This is a genomic window from Sphingomonas sp. PAMC26645, assembly GCF_004795835.1.
Taxonomy (GTDB): domain Bacteria; phylum Pseudomonadota; class Alphaproteobacteria; order Sphingomonadales; family Sphingomonadaceae; genus Sphingomonas.
In genome coordinates, this window is the sequence record NZ_CP039249.1 from 1,889,549 (window position 1) to 1,907,967 (window position 18,419).

General features: G+C 64.1%; 21 protein-coding genes and 1 tRNA gene. 13 read left to right on the forward strand and 9 right to left on the reverse strand.

All coding sequences use genetic code 11. The features are described 5' to 3' along the window. Positions 1-76 precede the first annotated feature (76 nt). A complete protein-coding gene (locus tag E5673_RS08930; RefSeq protein ID WP_247599636.1) occupies positions 77-586 on the forward strand; it encodes an AlpA family phage regulatory protein in 510 nt (169 codons plus the stop codon). Positions 587-1,097: 511 nt separating this feature from the next. Here E5673_RS08930 and E5673_RS08940 read toward each other — a convergent pair. Then, positions 1,098-1,613 carry a hypothetical protein gene (locus E5673_RS08940; RefSeq protein WP_136189717.1) on the reverse strand — a complete coding sequence of 172 codons (516 nt, stop codon included), beginning with the start codon at positions 1,611-1,613 and terminating at the stop codon, positions 1,098-1,100. Positions 1,614-1,816: 203 nt separating this feature from the next. Here E5673_RS08940 and E5673_RS08945 point away from each other — a divergent pair, with 203 nt between their 5' ends. Continuing rightward, a complete protein-coding gene (locus E5673_RS08945; protein WP_136189718.1) occupies positions 1,817-2,209 on the forward strand; it encodes a hypothetical protein in 393 nt (130 codons plus the stop codon). A 187-nt stretch (positions 2,210-2,396) separates the two neighbouring features. After that, positions 2,397-3,023 (forward strand): hypothetical protein, encoded by a 627-nt coding sequence (locus tag E5673_RS08950; RefSeq protein WP_136189719.1) that lies wholly within the window; start codon positions 2,397-2,399, stop codon positions 3,021-3,023. 47 nt (positions 3,024-3,070) lie between these two features. Here the strand turns inward: E5673_RS08950 and E5673_RS08955 are convergent, their stop codons facing one another. Beyond that, positions 3,071-5,287, reverse strand: coding sequence for a phage tail tape measure C-terminal domain-containing protein (locus E5673_RS08955; RefSeq protein WP_136189720.1), 2,217 nt, complete (start codon positions 5,285-5,287; stop codon positions 3,071-3,073). Between the two features lie 194 nt (positions 5,288-5,481). Between E5673_RS08955 and E5673_RS08960 the strand changes: the two genes are divergently transcribed. The 8 genes from E5673_RS08960 (at position 5,482) to E5673_RS08990 (ending at position 10,312) form a co-directional block, all read left to right on the forward strand. Beyond that, on the forward strand, positions 5,482-6,081 hold the full coding sequence (locus E5673_RS08960; RefSeq protein ID WP_136189721.1) for a hypothetical protein: 600 nt from the start codon (positions 5,482-5,484) through the stop codon (positions 6,079-6,081). Then, a complete protein-coding gene (locus E5673_RS08965; RefSeq protein ID WP_136189722.1) occupies positions 6,081-6,548 on the forward strand; it encodes a hypothetical protein in 468 nt (155 codons plus the stop codon). The genes E5673_RS08960 and E5673_RS08965 overlap by 1 nt, the downstream gene beginning before the upstream one ends. Before the next feature lie 2 nt (positions 6,549-6,550). After that, positions 6,551-6,829, forward strand: coding sequence for a hypothetical protein (locus E5673_RS08970; RefSeq protein ID WP_136189723.1), 279 nt, complete (start codon positions 6,551-6,553; stop codon positions 6,827-6,829). Further along, a complete protein-coding gene (locus E5673_RS08975; protein ID WP_136189724.1) occupies positions 6,826-7,026 on the forward strand; it encodes a hypothetical protein in 201 nt (66 codons plus the stop codon). Before E5673_RS08970 ends, E5673_RS08975 begins: the two co-directional genes overlap by 4 nt. Next, positions 7,023-7,322 carry a hypothetical protein gene (locus E5673_RS19645; RefSeq protein WP_168711592.1) on the forward strand — a complete coding sequence of 100 codons (300 nt, stop codon included), beginning with the start codon at positions 7,023-7,025 and terminating at the stop codon, positions 7,320-7,322. The genes E5673_RS08975 and E5673_RS19645 overlap by 4 nt, the downstream gene beginning before the upstream one ends. Before the next feature lie 6 nt (positions 7,323-7,328). After that, positions 7,329-7,586: a hypothetical protein gene (locus E5673_RS08980; protein WP_136189725.1), complete on the forward strand. Its 258-nt coding sequence runs from the start codon at positions 7,329-7,331 to the stop codon at positions 7,584-7,586. 4 nt (positions 7,587-7,590) lie between these two features. Continuing rightward, positions 7,591-8,811 (forward strand): hypothetical protein, encoded by a 1,221-nt coding sequence (locus E5673_RS08985; RefSeq protein ID WP_136189726.1) that lies wholly within the window; start codon positions 7,591-7,593, stop codon positions 8,809-8,811. A gap of 151 nt (positions 8,812-8,962) precedes the next feature. Beyond that, complete coding sequence (locus tag E5673_RS08990) at positions 8,963-10,312, forward strand: phage integrase SAM-like domain-containing protein (RefSeq protein WP_136189727.1); 1,350 nt, start codon at positions 8,963-8,965, stop codon at positions 10,310-10,312. A gap of 17 nt (positions 10,313-10,329) precedes the next feature. On the opposite strand, the gene E5673_RS08995 is transcribed toward E5673_RS08990, so the two are convergent. Then, positions 10,330-10,405, reverse strand: a tRNA-Ala gene (locus tag E5673_RS08995). A gap of 236 nt (positions 10,406-10,641) precedes the next feature. On the opposite strand from E5673_RS08995, the gene E5673_RS09000 reads away from it, so the two are divergent. Both E5673_RS09000 and E5673_RS09005 read left to right on the forward strand, forming a co-directional pair. Further along, complete coding sequence (locus tag E5673_RS09000) at positions 10,642-11,952, forward strand: DUF2171 domain-containing protein (protein ID WP_136189728.1); 1,311 nt, start codon at positions 10,642-10,644, stop codon at positions 11,950-11,952. A gap of 141 nt (positions 11,953-12,093) precedes the next feature. Continuing rightward, positions 12,094-13,083 (forward strand): NADP-dependent oxidoreductase, encoded by a 990-nt coding sequence (locus E5673_RS09005; protein ID WP_136189729.1) that lies wholly within the window; start codon positions 12,094-12,096, stop codon positions 13,081-13,083. A 134-nt stretch (positions 13,084-13,217) separates the two neighbouring features. On the opposite strand, the gene E5673_RS09010 is transcribed toward E5673_RS09005, so the two are convergent. The 6 genes from E5673_RS09010 to E5673_RS09035 are packed head-to-tail and all read right to left on the reverse strand — an operon-like array spanning position 13,218 to position 18,353. Then, on the reverse strand, positions 13,218-14,186 hold the full coding sequence (locus E5673_RS09010; RefSeq protein WP_136189730.1) for a magnesium and cobalt transport protein CorA: 969 nt from the start codon (positions 14,184-14,186) through the stop codon (positions 13,218-13,220). A gap of 38 nt (positions 14,187-14,224) precedes the next feature. Continuing rightward, positions 14,225-15,019 (reverse strand): MetQ/NlpA family ABC transporter substrate-binding protein, encoded by a 795-nt coding sequence (locus E5673_RS09015; RefSeq protein ID WP_056062680.1) that lies wholly within the window; start codon positions 15,017-15,019, stop codon positions 14,225-14,227. A 22-nt stretch (positions 15,020-15,041) separates the two neighbouring features. Further along, positions 15,042-15,704 (reverse strand): methionine ABC transporter permease, encoded by a 663-nt coding sequence (locus E5673_RS09020; RefSeq protein ID WP_136189731.1) that lies wholly within the window; start codon positions 15,702-15,704, stop codon positions 15,042-15,044. Next, positions 15,701-16,435, reverse strand: a complete 735-nt coding sequence (locus tag E5673_RS09025; RefSeq protein ID WP_136189732.1) for an ATP-binding cassette domain-containing protein — start codon at positions 16,433-16,435, stop codon at positions 15,701-15,703. The genes E5673_RS09020 and E5673_RS09025 overlap by 4 nt, the downstream gene beginning before the upstream one ends. Next, positions 16,432-17,448: an LLM class flavin-dependent oxidoreductase gene (locus tag E5673_RS09030; RefSeq protein ID WP_136189733.1), complete on the reverse strand. Its 1,017-nt coding sequence runs from the start codon at positions 17,446-17,448 to the stop codon at positions 16,432-16,434. The genes E5673_RS09025 and E5673_RS09030 overlap by 4 nt, the downstream gene beginning before the upstream one ends. Then, positions 17,448-18,353, reverse strand: a complete 906-nt coding sequence (locus E5673_RS09035; RefSeq protein WP_136189734.1) for an alpha-L-glutamate ligase — start codon at positions 18,351-18,353, stop codon at positions 17,448-17,450. Before E5673_RS09035 ends, E5673_RS09030 begins: the two co-directional genes overlap by 1 nt. Between the last annotated feature and the right edge of the window lie 66 nt (positions 18,354-18,419).

The window sequence follows — 18,419 nt, forward strand, 5'->3', positions numbered from 1 at the left end:
TAGTATCAATCAGCGAGCCACCTGATTAGGCTGCGGGCTTTCCTGGCCAGAATCGTCGCTGGCAAAATAGGCATGCATGACGCCGATGAGCAACTCAGCATTCACGGACGGTGAGACGCGGGACGACCTGCTACGAAGCATTGTCGACCTTTCCCGCAGATGGACGTCCGCAGGGGTCAAGGGGAAGGGAATTCGCCTAGCGGATCACGAACTCGACCTGCTTAATGCGGTAGGGTTGGGGGACATCCTCATGTCCGCTGCGGCGGCTGAGCAAAAGAAGCGCGCGATCGAACGGCGTTCGCTTCGCACTCGTGCAGACCCCGCTCCGCCCGCGGAAGCACGGACGCTAGATCCTGCCCCAGTTGATGCGGCAAAAATTGCGCGGATCGCCGGCGACCGCCGCGGCGACAATCTTCTGCGCATTCCGGAAGTCCGCCGACGCACCGGACTGTCTCGCGCCACGATTTATCGCCGTGGAGAGGAGAAGACGTTCCCTACGAAGGTTCGTCTCGGACCAGCGTGTGTGGCTTGGTATGAGAGTGACATCAACGCATTCGTCGCTGATCCTACCGGCTACCGCGGTTGAGGAGTAAACGGTGACAAGGTTTGGTCCGGTTTCGATTTTGCCAAACTGGCCCGCCGGAATGTCGCGCGAGTTGGCGCTCGCCTACACTGGTGTAGCGTCGGTTCAATTGCGCGAGTGGGAGCGCAGAGGTGCCGTGAGATTCTTACCCAAGGGACCTCGAGGAGCTAAGATTGCGCTTCGCTCCGACCTAGACGCCGCGCTTTCAGTGCTGTTTTCCACCGCCGCGCCACAGGAAGAGGATTTCGACTTCGGTTGATCGGGTACCCATCGAACTGAGCCCTTTATAGAACGTGAGGGCCGCGTCATTAGCCGTCCGTATCAGGCTGACTCGACATTATCCTGCGACCCCGTAGGTTGCCCCAATCAAATAGGAGTGACCGATGGCGAGACCACCCAGCGAGCCGACACGGCCCACGCCGCGACCTACGCCAAGTCCAACGCCTCAACCGTCTCAACCGAGAAATAATCCAGGAGCCGACCGACCCCGAGACCGACCAGTTCACAAGAATGGTTAGCCGCAGCACCATGCGATGAGCGCAGCGGCCGGTCCCGATGCTGTCGCGACAACCCCGAACCAGTGCGCCTTCGTCGTGCGCGAAGTCGTCAGGGTTTGCGCTGCGATGTTCACGTCGATCCGATCTGCGAGATCCTCGGCTGCCCATCGCAAGAGCTCGATCTCAGTTGGCGCGCGAGGACCGAGGTCGCGCGGGTTGAACCCCCGAGTATAGAACAGCGTCGGGCGCGACGCCCACATTGCCATTCCGGCCGAGGCGAGAAAAGTAGCGGCAGCGGCTCCCGCTGCCCATACGGCCGGATGCGAGGGTGTGGCGACGTTTCCAAGACCCAATGCGGTAACGAGGAGCGCCGCGGACACAGTAGCGAACGTATAGGCCAGCGTGTTCGCCCGGGTGTCAGCCGCCAGCGCCATCGATAACAGATCTTCCATTTTGATCTCGCCAAGACGCACGATCTCGCGCGCTGCATTGACGTCGGACAGCGCAGGCCACTGCGTATCTTCATCGGACATAGCAAATCTCCCAAGCGAACTCGCCGATCGAGTCTATAATAGCACATAGCGCGATGTTCGCGACGATCGCTTCGCCGCCTAGGTCATGCGCCGACTCGCGTCTGCGGTTGAAGAGATCACCGGCGCCTCATCACACGCTCCGAATTGAGAACAAACGCGGAACTTCGTAGATAGCCGCTCTGCCGAGTCGGAGCCGTGTTGCCGTGTCCAAGCCTAACCGAACGACGTTCATCGCTCTGCTGGTGCTCGACAACGCGATTAGGAAACTGCAGTCCGACGGTCCTCTGAAGCCACCCGAACATGGCGTCCGCCTGGCGCTGGCGTACCTCTATTCAATCACGTTATCGAAGAACTGCGATCCGTTCGATACGCTCTGGCTGACCCTGCTTGGCCGCGATCATCAACCGCCGAACTTCCGCGTCACGTGGGCCGGCACTCAGTTTGCCCGCATCTGTCACGACATCGGCGTGCCGCGTGACATTAACCTGACAGCGGCACTGGCAAAGGGGAGGGCGACTCCTACGCAGCCCCACCGGAAACCAGAGCCGTCGACAATCAAACCTCGACAATCTGAAGGACCGGAAAAACCCACGTGAGGGGTTTTGCGGCTTGACCTCAAAACCATTCCATGGCCAAGTGGCTAAGATGACAAGGCTCGTTGATCTCGTTGCCGGCTTTGCCGAGGTACTCACCGTTCCGATTGGTACAGTGAGAAACACAGCGGCCGTACTTAGAGGGGCGGGGCTGATAACCAGCGGCCCGAGGGGGCCAGGTGCGCCGCATATGACGCCCACGGATGCGACGAACCTCTTGCTCGGTCTGATGTACGATGATGCGCAAGATGCCGTCGCATTAAACGTTCCACATCTGCGGGCGGCAACGTTGCAGCGTAGCGAGGGCAGCATCGGGTTTGACTATGGCGGCGGGACAGTCAGCCATGCGCCTCCGCATGATTTCGTGACCGACGAACAAGGTGTTCCGTTCAATCTAGGAACGGCGATTGAGCTGATTTTCGACCAACTCGTTCGGTTCGGGACTATCGATTGGGACCTCGAGGAGGGCAGCAATTCGAGCCCCGACGACCTTGTCTACGTCACCAATTTCTCGCTCGAGGTTAGCCGTCCTGGGCACTCTGCGAAGATGTGGCTTGATGCCCACGCCGTCCACTGGGACCTCAACTATCACCGAACTGACCCAGAATACGCGGCGCGACGTGACGCCGCCGTGGCGCGCGGTGAACTGGTGCCGAATGAGCTCGCTCACCTGAATACGTTTATGACCCGCTCGCGGGGCATCCGGGATGGTGAAATTTACGACCTAGCTGACGTGCTTCGAGGAACACCGATGCCCGATCAAATGCTCGGCACCGACAACCAACCGCCTTATGGATCATGGGAGCCCGCACGATGATAGATCTGCTATCCTTGCACGTGCCTAGCGCGGCAGTTCTACGAGCATCAGCCGTATCCTCCAGGTAGATCGGGGCGGTTGAGTTTCCGGATGGTCCGCGTCTGGGCGCCGTCCATGATGGGATCAGCCGCGGCGCTGACGGTGCGCAGGGCGGTTTCCTGCACCGTCGAGACCAGCAGCGGCGAAGCCTCGGTCTTCACACGGACGTCCAGCGACATTCGGTCCCGCCGACCCGCCGACAGCCCGGAAAGGCTCGGCATGGCCGGAGCACGCAGCGACGGGATCGCGCGACCACCGAGCGAGCCGCCGGTCGCGAACTTCGGCAGGCGCTTCGAATTGATCGCGGCCATCGTGGCGGGCCCGTAATAGTTCACCGCGCTCTCGTTCATAATGAACTCGCGATTGGACAGTCGGACCGCCCCGCCGCCCGGACCCTTCAGCAGCGCGAGGATGCTGTCGAAGGTGCCGTTGCCAGGGCCGCTGATCATCCCGCCTAGCGAACCGCCATCCGCCCGGCCGGGGATGCCCGACAGCGAGCCGCCATCCGCAAAGCCGAGGAAGCTCGTCCCGATCGCGGACAGGATCGCCTTCTGGATCGCGATGCGCGCGAGATCCGCGATGATCGACCCGGCCATCTTCTTGAAGGCCGACCCGACGCTCTCAGTGCCGTTGACGATGCCGAGCAGGCCGTCCTCGACGTTGCCGAGGCCGTTGGCGACGACGCCGTTGAGCGCCTCCTTCATGTCGCCGGTCGCGTTCTTCAACCGCTCGCGATACTGTGCGACCGGCCCGGCGTTCTTCTGATCGACGCCCTTCTCGTCTGCGGCCTGCAACTCGCCGAGCAGGGCCAGCCTGCGCCGCGCGATCTTCTTGTCCGTCTCGTTGGTGTCGCGCGACGCAATTACCCCTTCGAGCTTCGCGCGTTCCTCGTCGTACTGAATGTCGAGGATCCGCCGTTCGAGATCCCGACGGGCTCCGGCCGACGTGACCAGATCGGCCTGCTTCTGGAGCAACTCGACCTGGTTGCCGCGATCGGCCGACGCGAGCGTCACCGCTTCATCGGCAACGCGCTGACGCTCGCGCGCGTCCACGACCTGCGTTTCGAGTTCGGCACGCTTGTCGTTCAGGGCCTGCAGTTCGAGCTTGCGCGTCTCGGCGATCTTGCCGACGCCCAAGCCCCCTTGAGTCGCCTGAGCCGCGATCTCGTTCGCGCGGTTCCGGCGTTCGCTCTCGATGCGCTCCTTCTCGATATTGGCGCGATCGTCCGCCGAGTTGGCTAGGTCCGCCTTCGCAGCAGCGATCTCGTTGTTCGCCGTCCGCTCGGCCGCACTGTACGCGCGGTCGTCGGCGGCGGCGTCCCGGACAACGGTTGCCTCCCGGCGTTGCGCAGCAGCAGCTTCACGCGTGGCCTTGTTCCCGGCGGCACGGTTCGCCTTAGCGTCACGATCGCCCTGCGCACCCGCCGATGCGCCACGGAATGAGTTGGCGTCCGCGCTGGCGGCATCCTGCGCCGCCTGGGGCGACAGTCCCTTCTTCCGATAGTCCTTGTACTGCGTCAGTTCGAACTTCTGGGCCTCGAGGGATTCGACCTGCGATCGGATGCCGCGCTGGCGTGCCACGACCAGGTCGCGCGTGACGCGCGCGAGATCGCCGTCGACGTCGCGGCCGCCGATGCGGTCGCTCTCGCGGACCCGACTTGCCAGCGGAATGTTCGCGGCCCGTTGCGCTGCCTGATAATTCGCCTGCTGCAGCCCCCGGTTCTCAGCGACGATGCGCGCGTCATTGGCGTTTGCACGACGGTCGGCCTCCTGGATCGGCACGACTTCGCCCTTCGCCGTCCCGGCCTGACCCGAGCTTGTCCTGGCATTGATGCGGGCCTGTGCTTCGTTGGCGCGCTTCTCCGCCGCGACCGAGTCGGCTGCGAAGCTGAGCACCTGTTCGCGACGCCGCGCTTGGGCGAGTTGCCGCAGCTTTTCCGCGGCCTCGCCTACGGCGCCGGCGAACGTCAGCATCTTGCCGGTCGCTGCACTTGCCGAGCCACCGGCCTGGGCGATGCCGGAGGCAGCGGCGGCGCCGGTCGACGCGAGAGCGATCAGCCCCTGGTTGAGCCGCCGGCTGGCCTCCGCGGTATCGCGCATCGAGACCGCGGTCGCCTTGTTCCGCTCTTCGGCCTCTGCCGCCGCGTTGCGGTACAGCAGATACGCACCGATCAGCGCGCCGATGATGAGAACGGCCGCGCCGCCGGCGACGGATCCTCCGATCAACGTGAGCCCACCGGCGAACAGCTTGGACGCTGCCGCACCGGCTCGAGCGGCGATGGTGGCCTCGGCCGTTGCCGCTGCCGACGCGGTCGCGGCAACGGCCGCCCGACGCTGTGCGGCTGCGAGCGCGAGCTCGGCTTCGGCCAGTTCGGCGTCGACGACAGCGAGCGCACGCTTCGTGACGATCGACGTCGATCATGGACGTCAGCAAGCTCGCGAACAGACAACCGGCAGACTCGCCGGTCGCGGAATACGGTCCGGCACCGGAAAGTCGCCGTTCGCAGCAGTTGCGGATATTCCTCGGCGAGATCCGCGCCGGTGCCGACGTGCGCAGCGCATCGGTCGTGGCCGATATCCGCTTCTTCGAAGCGCAGGAGCACGCAGTCGCCGAAGCGCGAGGCGAGTACGCCGACATCGTGTCGATCGAGCCGACCTGGAGGATCACCGGACCGTCGCCGATCTTTGAGTCTGCCACGGCCACAGTCGAGAACGGTTTCGAAAAGGACGGCGATGCCGGTGACGCGGCCGAAGACGATGCGGTGACGCCTTCGACCCCTCGCGTCTTCGACTTCGCCATCGCTCAGGTTCGGGAAAGCGTGATGCAGGCGATCGTGACGCTCGCGTCCGCACCGCCGCCGAGCGACGTAGCCGACATCTGGGCAGAGTTCGTCGGGCACGGCATTCCCGCCGAGACGATCTCCAGCGCCGTGACGTGGCTCGGCTACTTCAATTCGTTGTTCCCCGAAGCCGAAGCCCGTCGCCAGCAGAGCGTCGCGGCCATGATGGAGAAGCTGTGATGTCTCTCGCTGAAATCATATCCGACGTTGCCGGCCGCAACGAGAAGGCTGGGGTCGTCGACCGCGCCGCCGCTGTGGATCAGGCGTTGCCCCGTGTCCTCGCCGACGACATGCTTGTGGAGCAGATCGTCCGTCAGCACCTGTCGAAGTCGATCAAGCAGCACCTATGCCGCGCCCAGGAAGCCACGGTGAAGTCGTTCGGGTCCAGACAGGGCTCTTTGTTCGATCTGCGCCAGGCGCACGCGCTCGACGGCGTCGACGGCATCATCAAGTCGACGCGAGCGATGAACAGGATCGAGTTCCACGGCCTGATCAAAATGCGTGAGCGCCAGATCGCGGACGATCAGCTGTACCTCGCGCGCTTACGCCATGCCGCGGCGGAGACGTCTCTCATCTGGAACAAGCATCCGGACTGGCCGTGGGGGCGGGTCGAAGACTTCTACTCCAACTTGCAGCAGGCGGCGTGATCATGGCGGACGTTTCACAGGATGGAGCCGTTGCCGACGAGACGAACCTGGTGATGGATCTGACCATGCGTGGTCTTCCCATCGCGCGCGGGTTCGATCGGAACGGTGATCATTGGTCGATCGGTGACACGAATTATCCGGAGGGGAGGGCGGTATGGCTGGGCCGTCGCGATGGCCGTGCGCTCCTGACGCAGGCCATGGCGGCAGAGCTCATTCCGCTGCTCTGCCGCTTCGTCGCCACGGGATCGATCGCGGAGGCTGTGACGTGGGAGGACGCATGATGCAGCCCGCCGACGTTGATGTCGTTCCGGTCAGCGGTTCGTACCGTATCCAGAAGGAAGGCCGTCGTCGTGGACGGGCTCACGAAACCTATCCTGCGGCCGAAACCGAAGCGTTGCGACTGACCGTCGACAACCCGGGTGCCGTCTTCACCATCATGCGCGAGATCGCGCGTGTTCATCACAAGGGACAATCATGATGCAGCGCAGCAGCACAACTCCGCCCGCCGAGCAGGAGTGCGCGAATTGCTCGGCCGTCTCGGAGGCACCGAACTGTCGCGCAGACCTCGAATTCGGCGACAAGGGTGCCGTCAACATGGCGGTGATGACGGTATGCCGCCGCCGCGCGCCCACGATGCATGCCGATGCCGACGGATCGCCGGCTTCGTCGTTCCCGAGAACAATGCCGGGTCAATGGTGCGCAGAGTGGTCGCCCTATACCAAGCGCGAGGTTCCGACCTCGTTGGTCTCCCCGCGCGATCCGTACGAGAGGTAGTCCAGCATGCCGCATCCTCATTTCACTGGACCGCGAAACGCACTGAACGACGCTGGCTGGCTCCATCTGGCGCGTCTTGTTCAGGCGCGGACGAGAAGTGGTGAGATAACGATCGTGCTCGACGAGCAACTGGCCCGCAGCCTGTTGACCAATCGGGCTGCCGGCACTCCCGCGTCCGAGGCGATCCTGCGATCAGTACCGTTCGCCGACAGCGTGCGCGCGTTGCCCGAACAACAAACCGCCGATTTCAGTTTCGCCGGGTGATCTGATGCCTGCGACAACAAAACCCTACGCGAACTTTCCGTTGGAAAAAATCGAGGCTGTGAAGCGCTTGGCTCGCGAGGGGTTCAGCGTCCGCGAGATATGTCGGCGCGTCGGAACGCATCATCATAACGTCCGGCCGATTGTCGCGGAACTTGACGCTTCGAAGGAATTGCCGACCCACTGCCCATGCGGTCAGCTGCGAGGCGTGGGCCATCGCAACCTGGTGTGCGCGGTGAGCACCGCCCGCAAGACTGGATATCCAAAGCGCCGAGCGAGCCAGCTGGGGTGGCCGAAGATCAAAGATATATATCGGCGTATAGATGCCGGCCAGTCAAACCGGTCGATTGCACTAGAAACCGGGATCTCGCTGACGGCCGTAAATCGCCACAGTAAGGCCTGGATGAAGAAGCGGGAACGCCCGTTCCCCCCGTGCCGGTGCGGTCGTCCCGCACGTCATCCGGGGGGGTGTATAGTCAACTCGCCCAGTCTGATCGGGATCAACAAGCGGCAGCAGATTAAGGATTGGGTGGCGCGAGGCTTCAGTGCTGCGCAGATGGTGCGATCCTCCCGGAAGGCCGCCAGCATCCACACGATCTTAAAGTACGCGACGCCGCTGTGGGAGAAGATGGCGGTCGATGGTACCTTTTGCGGCTGCGGCGAACGCCGAGGTCACCGAGGAGTTTGCATCGCAACCTGGGAAAGCGATCTCCGGATCCGTGGCCCGCAACCGATGCCCCGAGAAGAGCAGGACCGAATATTGAACGCGCTGCTGAACGGTGACTCGATCATCACGGTACGCCGCAACGTCCCAACCTCAGAGAAACGGGCGTACCGTGTGCTCCGCGCGATGTCGCCGGCGGAGCGTCATCGTAGAGCCTGCATCGTGTATCGCCGCATCCGCGATGATGACGGCGCGGTGCACGGCAGAAACCTCTTTGAGAAAGTCCAAGCGGCGGTTCCTGCCGGGATAGTGAGCAGTGTCCGAGATGAGGTGGTATCCGAGCTCTCTCTCGCGGTACTGCAAGGCGACCTGACGCTCGATCAGATTCGTGCTCACGCGAAAAAATACGTCGGGCGCGCATTTCAGTCCTGGGCCAGCGGCTTTGGTCCGAAGAGCTTGGACGAGGCACTCGGCGATGATGGCAGTCGCACGCTCGGAGATTTCGTAGGCGATTCCACCGGATCACTGAGCGTAGACGAGATCGAGATCGGGGGCCGCGAGTAATGCAGCCTTTCACCGAAATCGCCGACATATTCGAGCGAGCGGCTCGAAATGGGACGAAGGCGCATGTCGCGCCCGAACTCGTACGCGCATTGATTGAATCGGCCGCGTACCCGATCATTACCGCCGAACGAACGAAGGAGCTAGTCGCCTCATGGGCCGAACAGCCGACGCCGCCGAGAATCGGGTCCAGCTTGGAGCCTTCTGGCTCGAATACCGAGCGGAACGAGATGACTGGTCCATCTGCTGGTACGATGCAGCCGCACGTACACGCCGCCGCCGAAAGACTGGCATCGGAGGCGGCACAGGCGATGGGCCGCCGGAAGCGGCGCGCGAGGCCCTCGCACGCCACTATCTAGAGGCGAGCAAGCCAGCCGCCCCGCAGCCGAAGGCGAAGGCGCTCGTCCCCGAACTCTTGGCGATCTGGCTACGCGATCACGTGTCGACGAAGGAGGACCCCGCTCGGTACGCGATCTCCGTGCAGCACTGGCTGCGGTTCTTCGATCGTCAGCGCAAGCTCGGTCACGTGATCAACGGCGTGACCGTCGCGGACGTCAACAACGCCTTCGTCGATCGCTTCATCACGTTTCGTAAGTCCGAGGGAGTCGGGGGGCACACCATCAGCCGAGACATCGCGGCGCTTCGCGGTTCGCTCAACCATGCCTGGCGCGAAGAGCTAATCGAAGCGGCGCCGTTCGTGAAGGAGGTAGCGGCGAAGGACAAGGCAAAGCCCCGCGACCTCATCTATACGATGGAGGAGGTCGCAGCGCTGCTGGAGGCTCTATGGAGCAGGCCAGAGCGTCGGCATGCATTCCTCTATTCGATGATCGCGCTCAGCACCTGCGGGCGCAGCGAGGCCATCCTTGACCTTCACGATCACCAGCTCGACCGCGGGCTGATATTCTTCCTCGACCCAGACCGCGACCAGACGTCGAAGCGCCGCTCGATCGTACCGATCGCGCCGACCCTCGCCCCGTGGCTGGATGGTGTAACAGGCAAGGTCATCAAGTTCCGCGCACCGATCGCCGAAGCAAAGTGGACCGACCCGGCAGCACCCGAATATTTCGAGCGCGACTGCTACGACGTCGGCAAGGCGTTCGAGGGCGCGTTGATCGAAGCAGGGATATGCAAGTCCGTCCTAAACGTCGACGGCTCCCCCAAGATGCACCCGCCCAGGCGCAAGCTGGGCGAGACCGTCGGCCGCCCGGTTCTGAAGGGGAAGGGCACGCCGAACACGCTGCGACACACGATCATCACCGAGATGCATCGGCGCGGCGTGGCGGAAGCACAGATCGACGCAGCGTCAGGCCATGCCGGTGAAGGGACGAACAAACGGAATTATCGCCATTTGCGCCCCGACTATCTCGCCGAGCTTATTACCGCGGTTGAGGACTATTGGCAGGAGATGCGCCGATTCACGAGCGTGCATCTGCGGTCCCAGTGCGGTCCCAGTGTAGTCAGCTTAGCCGCGGCTCGCGCCGATAAGAGGTTAGGAAATGGCTGATTTAAGCCAATGCCGCGTGGTGGAGCCACGGGGAATCGAACCCCGGACCTCTGCAGTGCGATTGCAGCGCTCTCCCATCTGAGCTACGGCCCCGCGCGGTTGGCCATAGGCCAGGATGGTGATCTAGCGGCTCGATTTCGGCCTTGCAACTGGGTTGATGAGGTTGCGCCAACTGGCCTCCGGCATGTCGTCGCAACGCAGCGTCGTGTCGCCGTCAAGCTGCCGCAATCGCAGGAACATTCCGCCAGTTTGGCGCTTGTAGTCCTCGGAATGTACGACCCCGCGATCGACGGGGCCGGCAGCCGCAGGACAGCAATTAGGAGGTTCCTATGGTCTACGAACGCAACACCCGAGATCGCCAGTCGGGCGACTATTACGGTCGGCCGAACTCGAACGATTATGGTCGCGATTTCCGCGCAGACGGTGGCGGCTATGGTCGTTCCAGCGCGCGTGAATATGAAGCCGCCGGCGAATATGACCGCGACGATAACCGCAGCGGCCGCGGCCAGGGATCTCAGGGGCGTGACGACCAGGGACGCGGCGATCAATATGGTCGCGAGCAGGGCGGTCGTGATTATTATGGTGGCCACAATGACCGCTCGCAGCCATCGGGTGGCGACCGGTACGGCCAGTCGCGTTACGGCCAGGGATCGGGTCAGGGTTACGGCCAGCAGGGTTATGGCCAGCAGGGCTATGGCCAGCAGCGCTCCGGCCAGGGCTATGGCCAGCAGTCCTACGGCCAGCGCAGCCAGGGTTCGGGCGATACCGAATATCACGGCAGCTATGCTTCGGACGGTCGCCGCTTCGAGGACGTAGGCCGCAACCGCGACGCCGATGACGACAACCGCAACTCTGCGCGCGGCGGCAGCCGTAACGAGGGGCGTGACTATGGTCGTCAGCCACAGGGCTATGACTATGACGATCGCGGGTTCATCGCGCGCGCAGGCGACGAAGTTCGCTCGTGGTTCGGTGACGACGAGGCCGAGCGTCGCCGCGAAGCCGATGCACGCTATGACGAGCGGTCCTATGGCAACTCGGACAATCGTGCGTTAGGCAATCGCTCGTCGAACACGCATGACGACCATTATCATGGCTGGCGGAGCTCGCAGATCGCGGCGCTCGATCGTGACTATGACGAGTATCGGAACGAGAACCGCTCGAAGTTCGAGACCGAGTTCTCGTCGTGGCGCAATGAGCGCCAGGGCCAGCGCAGTTCGCTGTCGCAGGTCACCGAGCATATGGAAGTCGTCGGGTCTGACGGCAGCCATGTCGGCACGGTCGACAAGGTGAAGGGCGACCGGATCCTGCTGACCAAGAACGACCGCGATGCGGGCGGCGTGCATCACTCGATCCCGTCGCGCTGGATCAAGACCGTCGACGGCAAGGTGACTCTGTCGAAGTCGGCCGACGAAGCCAAGGCGGCGTGGAAGGAAGAAGAGCGCAACTCGGCGATGTTCGAGTACGGTGATCGCACGGGCGGCGACAAGAAGGATACCGGCAGCAGCGGTTATGCTTCGAGCACGCAGACGGGCAGCACGGCGACCGGCAGCACCGGGACCAGCACGGCATCGACCACGGGCACGACGACCGGCGGCACGACGTCGGACACGCTCGGCAAGTCGGGTTCGACCACGTACTAACTGGTTAAAAGCGTTGCCTGGTGTCGCATGACGTCAGCCGAACAGGGGCCCGGGCGGAAACGTCCGGGCCTTTTTGCAGGTTGCGTTGAGTGTGCGTTTCGCCATACCCGCAACACGAATAATCAAGACAGGAGCAAGTTTATGGCCCGTGCATGGAGCCTGAAGGCACGTCCGCAAGGCATGCCGAAGCATACCGACTTCGCCATGATCGATCTCGACCAGTCGACGCTCGGCGCCGGCGAGGTGCGGATCGCCAATCGCTGGCTGTCGGTCGACCCGTACATGCGAGGGCGGATGAACGACGTGAAGAGCTATGTCCCGCCGTTCGCGCTAGGCGAGGCGATGCAGGGCGGTGCGGTCGGCGAAGTGGTCGAGAGCAACGACGACGGCATCAAGGTCGGCGACATGGTGCTGCACATGGCGGGCTGGCGCGACGAAGCGGTGGTGCCGGCCGCGCAGGTGCAAAAGCTCCCTCCGCTGGACGTGCCGGCCCAGGCGTTTCTGGGTCAGCTCGGCATGCCGGGGATGACGGGGTATTTCGGGTTGCTTCAGGTTGCCGAGGCGAAGGCGGGCGATACGGTGTTCGTGTCGGCGGCGGCGGGTGCGGTCGGTTCGACCGTCGTGCAGGTCGCCAAGGCCAAGGGCATGACGGTGATCGGTTCGGCTGGCGGCGCGGAGAAATGCGCTTGGGTGAAGTCGCTCGGTGCGGATGCGGTGATCGACTATAAGAGCGACGTGCCGGTGGTGAAGGCGCTTGGCGAGGCTGCTCCGAAAGGAATCGACGTGTATTTCGACAACGTCGGCGGCGAGCATCTCGACGCGGCGCTGGCGCATGCGCGGATGCACGCGCGGTTCGCGGTGTGCGGGATGATCGACGTGTACAACAGCGGCGCGGCGACGCAGTTGAAGTATCTCGCGCGACTGATCGGTAACCGCGTGCAGATCCGCGGGTTCATCGTCAGCGACTACATGAATCGCGCCGAGGAGTTCTACAAGGACATGGGCGGGATGCTGGCGGCGGGGACGCTGAAGCGGCAGGAGACCGTGCACGAGGGGCTCGAAACGATGCCGGACGCGTTCCTGGGGCTGTTCTCGGGTGGGAACACGGGGAAGATGCTCGTCAAGGTTTGAGTTCGTATCCCCAACCTCTCATCGTCATTCCCGCGCAGGCGGGAATCCATACTGGCAAGCGTAGCGGTCTAACCGCCAGCGTTTGAGAATATGGGTCCCCGCCTCCGCGGGGATGACGATGGTTGTGCCCCTTCCTACAGCCACTTCGCCTGCTTGAACTTTACGTATAGCGCGGCGCAGACGACCCCGATCACGCCCAGCACCACAAAATACCCGTATTCCGTCTTCAACTCGGGCATGTTCTCGAAGTTCATGCCGTAAATCCCCGCGATCGCGGTCGGGACGGCAAGGATCGCGGCCCAGGCAGCGAGTTGGCGGGTGATCGCGCCGGTACGTTGTTGTTCGAGCAGGTTGCTGAATTCGAACACCGAGGTCAGCACTTCGCGCAGGCCCTCGACCATCGTCTGCACGCGGCGGACGTGGTCGAGCACGTCGCTGAAATACGGTTTCGCCTCGGTGTCGATGCAGGGGAGGTCGAGGCGGACGATCTTGCCCGCGACCTCGCCCATCGGGCCCAAGATGCGCTGGAAGCGGATCATCTCGCGTCGGAGCCCGAAGATGCGGACGATCTCGTCGCGGCCTAGGAACGCGTCGATCGTGCGTTGTTCCATCGCGAGTACCTCGTCCTCGATGCTCTCGACGATCGGCAGATAGCCGTCGACGACGTAATCGAGGATCGCGTGGAGGACGTAATCGACGCCGTTGATCAACAGCGTCGGCGCGGCTTCGAGCTGTTCGCGCAGTGCCTTGTGCGACCGCGCCGAGCCGTGGCGGACGCTGATGATGTGACTGTGGCCGACGAAGATCGCGGTTTCGCCGTATGCGATCTTGTCGTCCTGGAGCTGGGCGGTGCGCGCGACGACGAACAGCTGGTCGCCATAGACGTCGACCTTGGGCAGCTGGTCCGCCTTGATCGCGTCCTCCACCGCTAGTGGGTGGAGGTTATACTGGTCCTTCAGCGTCCGCATCTCGGCGTCGGTCGGGTCGCAGATGCCGATCCAGACGAACTCCGAGCGATCCGCCGGGCAATCGACCTTTTCGTCGATCGAGACCGCGCGGACGCGCTTGCCATGGCGATAGAGATACGCGGCGACGACCGTCATGGAGCCTCAGGGATTACGCTAACGAGGCCGGGCCGGTATCAGAACGCCGGGAGGACCGCACCCCGATAATGCTGCTCGATGAAGGTCTTGGTCGCCGGGCTGCGCAGCGCGGCGATCAGTTTCACGACCCGCGGATCCTTCTCACCGCCGGGCAGGCCGACGACGAAATTGACGTAGGGGCTGTTCTTGTCCTCGATCGCGAGCGCGTCGCGGACCGGGTTGAGCTTCGCGTCGAGCGCGTAGTTGGTGTTGATCAGCGCGAGATCGACCTCGCCGAGCGTGCGGGGCAGGGTGGCGCCCTCCAGCTCCTTGAATTGCAGGTTCTTGGGGTTGGTGGCGATGTCGTTGAGGCTCGACAGCGGGTTGGTTGGGTTCTTGAGCGTGATCAGCCCGGCCTTCTGGAGCAGCAGCAGCGCGCGGCCGCCGTTGCTCGGCTCGTTCGGGATCGCGACGGTCGCGCCGTTGGGGATCTGCGCGATCGACTTCCACTTGCGCGAATAGGCGCCGAGCGGTTCGACATGGACGCCGGCATAGGTCACGAGATGCGTGCCGCGCGAGGCGTTGAACTCGTCGAGATACGGCTTGGTCTCGAAATAGCTGACGTCGATCTGCTTCTGCTCGACCTGGAGGTTGGGCTGGACGTAGTCGTTGAAGACGCGGATCTGGAGGTCGACGCCTTCCTTGGCGAGCGTCGGCTTGATCGACTCCAGGATTTCCGCGTGGGGCACCGCGGTCGCGGCGACGGTCAGCGTCTTGCCGTCATTGGTCTTGGTGCCACCGCAGGCGGCTAGCGCGAGCAGCGAGAACGAGGCGAGCAAAATGCGGCGGTTCATGCGAATTCCTAGCGGCGTTAAATTAGCGGCGGGTGAAGTGGCGGGCGAGCGCGTCGCCGGCATATTGGATGATCTGGACGAGCACGACCAGCAGCACGACGGTGACGACCATGACGTCGGTCTGGAAGCGCTGATAGCCGAACCGGATCGCGAGATCGCCGAGCCCGCCTGCACCGACGACGCCCGCCATCGCGGTGAACGAGACGAGCGCGACCGCGGTCACGGTGGCGCCGGCAATCAGCCCGGGGAGCGCCTCGGGGATCAGCGCGCCGGTGACGATCTGGCGCGTGGTGGCACCCATCGCCTGGACTGCCTCGATCGTGGTGCGGTCGACTTCCTTGAGCGATCCTTCGACGAGCCGTGCGTAGAAGGGCGCGGCGCCGACGACGAGCGGGGGGATCGCGCCGGCAACGCCTAGCGAGGTGCCGACGAGCATCACGGTGAGCGGAATCATCACGATCAGCAGGATGATGAACGGCACCGAGCGGAGGATGTTGACGATGATCCCGAGCACGGCGTTGGCGACGCGGTTCTGCGACAGCCGGCCCCGGTCGGTGAGGTACAGAAGGACGCCGAGCGGGAGGCCGAACGCGATCGTCAACACGAGTGATCCGCCGAGCATGATCAGCGTGTCGAGGCAGGCCTGGCCGATGTCCGACCAGTCGATGTTGGCAAAGAAGCTCATGCTGCCAGCGCCGCCAGCATGCGCTGCGTTGCCGGGTGCGCGGCGTTGGCGAAGATGTCGGTAACGTCTCCGGTCTCGACGATGCGGCCGCGCTCGAGGACGGCGACGCGGTCGCAGACGTAGCGGACGACATCCATTTCGTGGGTGATGAGGACGATCGTCAGGCCGAGGTCTCGGTTGAGGTCGCGGAGCAGTGTGAGGACCGAGCGGGTAGTTTCGGGGTCTAGTGCGCTAGTCGCTTCGTCGCAGAGAAGGATGTCGGGATCGGTGGCGAGCGCGCGGGCGATGCCGACGCGCTGCTTCTGGCCGCCGGAGAGTTGGGCAGGGTATTTGGCGGCGTGATTGGCGAGGCCTACGCGGTCGAGCAGCGCGGCGACTTTCGTCTCGCGCTCGGCCTTGGATACGCCCGCCAGCACCAGCGGGAACGCGACGTTTGCGGCGACCGTGCGCGACGACAGCAGGCCGAAGTTCTGGAAGATCATGCCGATCCGGCGGCGCAGCGCGCGCAGGTCCGCCGCCGACAAAGCGGCTACGTCGACGCCATCGACTTCGACCCGGCCCGACGTCGGGCGTTCGAGCGCGTTGATAAGGCGGATCAGCGTCGACTTGCCTGCGCCGGACTGGCCGATGACGCCAAATACGCCGCGCGCCGGAATCTCCAGCGACACGCCGTCCAGGGCGGCCGCCTCGCTCGCCGGGTAGGTTTTGATGACGTCGATCAGGCGGATCATGCGGTGCCCATGACCTGCGCGGCGAACCGCTCCATTTCCTCGGCCTGCGGACTCATCTGGAGTAGCAACAGGTCGAGACCGGCGGCTTCGTATTCGGCGACACGCTCCTTCAGCTGCTCGGGCGTGCCGACCAGGTTGGGACGCAGGCCGCGGTTGGAGACGGAGTATTCCTGGATCTTCAACTCGCGTTCGAGTTGCGTACCTGACAGCCACTGGTCGAAATTCGCATAGCCGGCGGGGAGTTCGGTGACGCTGGTGATGCGCTCCAGCTCGCGCTTGGCCTCCGCCTCGCTGTCGCGGACGATCGCGTAGGCAGCCATGCCGTATTGCATCGGCGCGCCGCCAGCTGCCTCGCGTCGCGCCGCCATGTCGGCGATCTTCGGCGCGATCGCGTCGGCGGGGTCGCCGTGCATGACGTACGCGTCGCACTGCGCGGCGATCATCGCCTTGGCCTTCTCGCTTTCGCCGCCCGCGTAGACGGTCGGGCGCTTGGCGGGCTTGGGCGCGCAGATCGCCTGTTCGGTGGTGTAGAACTGGCCGGCGAAGTCGAAGCGCTCCTGCGTCCAGAGCCCGTCGACCACGGTCAGCCACTCGGCGGTGCGCGCGTAGCGATCGTCGTGCTGGTCGAACTGGAGGCCGTATTGCTTGGCTTCGTCCGCCCACCAGGACGACACGACGTTGAGCGCGAGGCGGCTGCCCGAGATCCGATCGATGTTCGCGGCGGCTTTGGCGAACAGCGCGGGGTGGTGGAAGTTCGGGCGAACCGCGACCATCAGCTCGATGCTGTCGGTCACCGCCGCGAGCGCCGCCGCGGTCGACCACGCATCGAGCGCGGGCTGTTCGATGCCCTTGATGTCGTTGAGGTTCAGCTCGGCGATCAGCGTCAGGTCGTAACCCCAGCGCTCGGCGTTCTGCGTCAGCGCCTTGGTGTACGCCCAGCTCGCCTCCATCCCCTCGTCGGGGACGTTGCGAAGCCAGCCGCCGAAGACGGGAGTCCAGTAACCATAGCGCATCAGCGGGCCTTCTCGATCTGTTCGATCAGGTAATCGACGAGGCGGTCGTGGGGATCCCAGCCGAGTGTTTCGAGGGGCTTGGCGACGAAGTTCGACAGCGCGTTGATGTCGTAGAAGCGCGCGACGCCGTCACGGTCGTCGATCATCACCTCGACACCGCCGACGTCGAGATCAACCGCGTTGGCGATCGCTTCGGCGGCGTCCTTCAACGTCTGCGAAGGCTCGACCGCGGCCATCCTGATGCCGGAGCCGGGGACGACGCACGCATCCGCCGGGCAGAGATCGAATGCGCCGCCGCCGGCGACCTCTATCGCGTAGAGGAATTTGCGGTCGAGCGTCTCGATCCGGGTGATCGCGCCGTCGCGGACGGGGACGTATTCCTGGACCAGCAGGACTCCGTCGACGCTGCTTGGCAGGCCGGCGTCGGCGACGGCGGTGCGGAGTTCGTCGAGGCTGTCGAAGCGGACGATGCCTGCGCCGGATCCGCCGATGTTCGCCTTCACAACCAGCGGGAAGCGGAGCGTCTGCGCGGCGGGGACGACGTCGGCGGCGCGGTGGACGACGCGTGTCTCGGGGATCGCGAGGCCGAGCGAGGCGATCAGCGACAATTGGCGGGCCTTCGAGGCGTCGATCGCGAGCACGTCGGTGCCGTTGATCACGCGCGCGCCAGTGCGCCGCCAGTGATCGAGCATCGCCATCGTGTCGAAGATCGGATGCTCGTCGTTGCGCAGGAAACTCGACATCGCGATGCGGTTGAAGACGACGGGGGCGGGGGCGCTCTGGTCGGCGGGGTTCCAGAAGCCGTCCGGCGTCGCGCGCGAGAAGTGGACGCCTCGGCGGTCGAGGGCGGCGAACAGCGGTTCGAACCAGAGCGGGTGCTCGTAGAGAATGGCGAGATCGGTCATCGCTCACCGGATACGCATTGCGTGCGGGCGTGCAAACCCAAGCAAAACTTTGCCGCGCGCAATATC

What these genes read in the sequence shown, in the direction of transcription:
- E5673_RS08930 (WP_247599636.1), top strand. Translation starts at nt 77, where the DNA reads ATGACGCCGATGAGCAACTCAGCATTCACGGACGGTGAGACGCGGGAC.
- E5673_RS08940 (WP_136189717.1), bottom strand. Translation starts at nt 1,613, where the DNA reads ATGTCCGATGAAGATACGCAGTGGCCTGCGCTGTCCGACGTCAATGCA.
- E5673_RS08950 (WP_136189719.1), top strand. Translation starts at nt 2,397, where the DNA reads ATGACGCCCACGGATGCGACGAACCTCTTGCTCGGTCTGATGTACGAT.
- E5673_RS08960 (WP_136189721.1), top strand. Translation starts at nt 5,482, where the DNA reads ATGGACGTCAGCAAGCTCGCGAACAGACAACCGGCAGACTCGCCGGTC.
- E5673_RS08965 (WP_136189722.1), top strand. Translation starts at nt 6,081, where the DNA reads ATGTCTCTCGCTGAAATCATATCCGACGTTGCCGGCCGCAACGAGAAG.
- E5673_RS08970 (WP_136189723.1), top strand. Translation starts at nt 6,551, where the DNA reads ATGGCGGACGTTTCACAGGATGGAGCCGTTGCCGACGAGACGAACCTG.
- E5673_RS08975 (WP_136189724.1), top strand. Translation starts at nt 6,826, where the DNA reads ATGATGCAGCCCGCCGACGTTGATGTCGTTCCGGTCAGCGGTTCGTAC.
- E5673_RS19645 (WP_168711592.1), top strand. Translation starts at nt 7,023, where the DNA reads ATGATGCAGCGCAGCAGCACAACTCCGCCCGCCGAGCAGGAGTGCGCG.
- E5673_RS08980 (WP_136189725.1), top strand. Translation starts at nt 7,329, where the DNA reads ATGCCGCATCCTCATTTCACTGGACCGCGAAACGCACTGAACGACGCT.
- E5673_RS08985 (WP_136189726.1), top strand. Translation starts at nt 7,591, where the DNA reads ATGCCTGCGACAACAAAACCCTACGCGAACTTTCCGTTGGAAAAAATC.
- E5673_RS08990 (WP_136189727.1), top strand. Translation starts at nt 8,963, where the DNA reads ATGGGCCGAACAGCCGACGCCGCCGAGAATCGGGTCCAGCTTGGAGCC.
- E5673_RS09000 (WP_136189728.1), top strand. Translation starts at nt 10,642, where the DNA reads ATGGTCTACGAACGCAACACCCGAGATCGCCAGTCGGGCGACTATTAC.
- E5673_RS09005 (WP_136189729.1), top strand. Translation starts at nt 12,094, where the DNA reads ATGGCCCGTGCATGGAGCCTGAAGGCACGTCCGCAAGGCATGCCGAAG.
- E5673_RS09010 (WP_136189730.1), bottom strand. Translation starts at nt 14,186, where the DNA reads ATGACGGTCGTCGCCGCGTATCTCTATCGCCATGGCAAGCGCGTCCGC.
- E5673_RS09015 (WP_056062680.1), bottom strand. Translation starts at nt 15,019, where the DNA reads ATGAACCGCCGCATTTTGCTCGCCTCGTTCTCGCTGCTCGCGCTAGCC.
- E5673_RS09020 (WP_136189731.1), bottom strand. Translation starts at nt 15,704, where the DNA reads ATGAGCTTCTTTGCCAACATCGACTGGTCGGACATCGGCCAGGCCTGC.
- E5673_RS09025 (WP_136189732.1), bottom strand. Translation starts at nt 16,435, where the DNA reads ATGATCCGCCTGATCGACGTCATCAAAACCTACCCGGCGAGCGAGGCG.
- E5673_RS09030 (WP_136189733.1), bottom strand. Translation starts at nt 17,448, where the DNA reads ATGCGCTATGGTTACTGGACTCCCGTCTTCGGCGGCTGGCTTCGCAAC.
- E5673_RS09035 (WP_136189734.1), bottom strand. Translation starts at nt 18,353, where the DNA reads ATGACCGATCTCGCCATTCTCTACGAGCACCCGCTCTGGTTCGAACCG.